Raw genomic sequence first — 3,758 nt, 5'->3', positions numbered from 1 at the left:
TAGCAGAAGATAAGTCTAAACTTGCTGTAGCTGTAAAAGAAACTAGTGCAATAAAACCCGTAAAAGAACACTACAATCCACTTAACTACAAAAAATCACATCGGTCATCAGAAACACTAGCTCAAAATCAACCTCAAAATCAACCAAACGAGTATCCTGATAGTTCTAATGAGATGTGGCTACTTGACTAGAGTCAGTTAATCAATTTAGCTTTAATTTGGTAGGGTGCGTTATGGATTTTAGTCCTAACGCACCCAAATGTCTGACGGTGCCGTACTCTCGGCGAGAATAACAAAAGAACATGACCCGAAAAGCCAAAACTGGCAAGGGCAAAAAACAAAAAGCTGGACTAAATGAGTCTATTCTTGATGTTGGTTTTGGAATGCTTCGTAGTACCATCAAATACAAGGTTGGGTTGAGGAACGAAACCCAACATTTTCCTCGGTTTGTTGGGTAACGCAAAGGCCCAACCCAACCTACGAATATTCACAAAGGGTGGAGTATTAAGTTTGGAGAGAGATCTATTTGTGGTTCATTTACCTGAAAATCGCTGTAAGTAGAGCGACGCAAATAAAGCTAACTAGCTAGGGCTGTCATTTGTCATTTGTCCTTCGTCATTTATAAGGGTTTAAGGTGTATTTACGTTTCGTAATATAGTTTGGTTTATTCTTGCCGAGTTACTTAAACCCACGGACAGCAGTTAAAATAATTCGTAATTAAGGGTTAGTGTAACCTACCAAAAACCTGAAATAGTGGGTTACAGAAGCCGTAACTACTTTTGTTCACGTAAAAAGTTTTTTAACCAGCTAATGACTTCACTTGTTGATTGCTCATTGGCCTTTTGCAAACATTGCTGCACAATTTCTCTGACGTTAGGAAAGTAGCTGCTTTCTGTAAGCACATAACTTTCTTCTTGCAATCGATAAATTAATAACCGATTATTTTTTAATATCCAAACTTCTGGTACTCGATAAGGCAAGAAATCATTAATGTCTGTGTAGCTTGTCACATCTATTTCAATTGCTAAATCTGGTGGTGGATCTGACTCCCAATTAATTCTTTTTTTGCCCACTACTGCTCTGCAATTTTCAATGTAAAAGCAATAATCTGGTTCAATACCACTAAATTCTGGTAAGCTCATGGTGATGGGCGTAAATGACTCGTATATGCGGTTTAAGTGGTCAAGTAGAGCTATTACTATCAATGCCAACAAACTCGCATCTCTTCCATGCTCTGGTAGCGGTGCCATCAGTAAAATTTCCCCTCTTCGATATTTAATGCGAGGTGAGGAGCGATCGCCTAGTTGCTGACTCAATACTTGATAGTCTTGCCAGTTTCCTAAAAGTTTCAATACCGCCCCAGGTGGTAAGTCGATTTTTTCTGCTGTAATTACGGTATACATATTAGCTTGTTTAAGCAATTTCAGTTAGCCAGGAAGAAGGTTGTTTTTTACTGCTGGTAACTCATAACGCTGACGTTTGAGATATTGCCCATCATTAAAAAGATAATTATAAATTATTTAGGACTGCTTATACAATTTTGTAACAGAGGGGTCTTAAGTACGTTGGTGCGAAAAAACTCAAATATCAAATATGTTACGAAACGTAAATAAGCTTAAAACCCTTACTAATGACAAATGACAAATGACGAATGACAGCCTTAGCCAGTTAACTTGAATTGCGCCGACCTACTTAAACCCTTTGATTTCCGGTAAGATAATCCCAAATCTAAAATTTAAAATCCAAAATTGAATGCCAAATAAACGCTTTTATCACATTGGTTTTGGACAAAATGATTTAGGTTCATCGCCTCCCAGTATTGCCCTGTTATCTGGCGATCCAGAGCGATCGCATCTAATTGCCGAAACTTATTTACAAGATGTACGCTTGTTGTCAGAAAATCGCGGACTCAATAGCTATGTAGGATACTTACTTAATGGTAAAAGTATCTTAGCAGCTACGAGTGGTATGGGTGCGTCTTCATTAAGTATTGTGGTCAATGAGCTAATACAAGTAGGAATCCGGCAAATTATTCGCATTGGAACTTGCGGATCAATTCAACCTTACATACCAGTCGGTAGCATTGTTATTAGCAGTGCAGCATTGTGTCGCCAAGGTGCAGCAAATGACATTGCGCCTGTGGAGTATCCAGCCGCAGCCGATCCTTTTCTGACAGTTGCTTTGGTTAAAGCAGCACGAGAATTAGAGGTTGAACATTATATCGGAATTACGGCATCAGTTGATACTTTTTACGAAGGACAAGAACGCACTGATTCAGCGAATCCAAATTTAATGCGATCGCTGCATGGCATTACAGAAGAATATCGGCGCTTGAATATCTTGAATTACGAGATGGAATGCGGCACACTATTCAAAATGGCAGGAGTGTATAATTTTGCTGCTGCTGCTGTTTGCGGTGTAGTTGCTGGGCGTAGTGTTAGTGAAAATATTATCTTAGAACAAAAAAATATTGCCATTAGAAATGCGATGGCAACTGCTGTAAATGCAGCAGCAACCCTTGAATAAGCTCACAAATTTCTCTTATCTAACTTCTTATATAGAAATCGGATTTGAGTAGTTTTATCATGTCTTTACCTAATCTTTAATTTTTGAATCAGTAATTATAGGTAAGATGTATCAGGGGTATTTCATTCTAGACATAAACCACCCGGAACTGAAGTTCCTGGCTCATAGCTAAAGTCCGTTAAAACGGACTACAACCTTTTCTCAGTCGTCTTGAGACGACTTTCGTTATTAGACTCAGAATTCATTCTGAGGTGGGCTAGAGGAGAATGAAATAGTCCTGAAGATGTATTGAGAATCTGTTGATGAGAAGGAGAAGGTATTTGCTGGGATGCTCCCCAACTTGTTGCCCAAAAATTGAGTAATTTAGTTATTAAAAAATATCAGCCAAATTGGAGATAAATCTAACATGAAGAATGCTTGGAGGCGTTGGATTACGACCGTTAATCTAGCTGGGATGTCTACAACAAGCTACGCCTACGCACTCATGCTGACGCTGATATTTTTAGCATTCTCTCATCGGGCAACAGCTGACGATCCAGGAGGATGTTACATGATAACCTCCTCTGGTAAAACCGTTGGATTGGGAAGGCTTTGTGGCAATATAGTCACACCTTCAGACAAGAGAGTTTTTCGAGTCCCAATCAAACGCCGCCTTGGTGGAACTCCTGTGGTTGATGTCACTTTTAATGACAAAAAAACCTTTGAAATGATTGTAGATACAGGTGCGAGTGAAACCATTCTCACTCTCAGCATGGCGAATACACTTCAACTCCAGACTATAGGAACAATGCAAGCCCAAATAGCTGATGGTAGTCAAGTAGAATTCCCAACCACTAAGGTACAATCTATTGCAGTAGCTGGAATTACAGCCAATAATCTTCAGGTAGCGATCGCACCAAAAGCAAGCATCGGGTTACTCGGCCACGATTTCTTTGGCAACTATGATATTAAAATTCTGGAGAGAGAGATCGAATTTCATCACCGCTAACCCTTGCAGTTTCTAACTTCCATGACTTACGCAAACAATGGTCTCTAAGAATAATTTTCTTCTTAGAGGCACTACCCTGCAAGAAGCCGTTTCCCTACCAGACGCGGCGCGAAAGCGTCTAACCCACATTCCGCACCCCTTACTGTCATAAGCGGTTATTACGGTAATAAATGAAAATCACAAGAATAAAATAATACATAAAAGGATATTTGAGGAATAAAAGTGGCACGAATCTTATTCTCAAT

At 39.4% G+C, this 3,758-nt stretch carries 3 protein-coding genes and 1 pseudogene; 3 read left to right on the top strand and 1 reads right to left on the bottom strand.

Annotation, left to right across the window (positions count from 1 at the left end):
* Positions 1 to 191: pseudogene (locus LC605_RS31675) on the top strand (hypothetical protein); the annotation flags it as partial.
* A 581-nt stretch (positions 192 to 772) separates the two neighbouring features.
* Here the strand turns inward: LC605_RS31675 and LC605_RS31670 are convergent.
* Positions 773 to 1,402, bottom strand: coding sequence for a Uma2 family endonuclease (locus LC605_RS31670; RefSeq protein WP_229551354.1), 630 nt, complete (start codon positions 1,400 to 1,402; stop codon positions 773 to 775).
* A gap of 349 nt (positions 1,403 to 1,751) precedes the next feature.
* On the opposite strand from LC605_RS31670, the gene LC605_RS31665 reads away from it, so the two are divergent.
* Positions 1,752 to 2,525: a nucleoside phosphorylase gene (locus tag LC605_RS31665; protein WP_229551353.1), complete on the top strand. Its 774-nt coding sequence runs from the start codon at positions 1,752 to 1,754 to the stop codon at positions 2,523 to 2,525.
* A gap of 406 nt (positions 2,526 to 2,931) precedes the next feature.
* A complete protein-coding gene (locus LC605_RS31660) occupies positions 2,932 to 3,513 on the top strand; it encodes a TIGR02281 family clan AA aspartic protease (protein ID WP_229551352.1) in 582 nt (193 codons plus the stop codon).
* Positions 3,514 to 3,758 lie beyond the last annotated feature (245 nt).

Source organism: Nostoc sp. CHAB 5836 (assembly GCF_020829445.1).
Classification (GTDB): domain Bacteria; phylum Cyanobacteriota; class Cyanobacteriia; order Cyanobacteriales; family Nostocaceae; genus Nostoc.
This window is presented reverse-complemented; position numbering and strand designations above follow the sequence as displayed.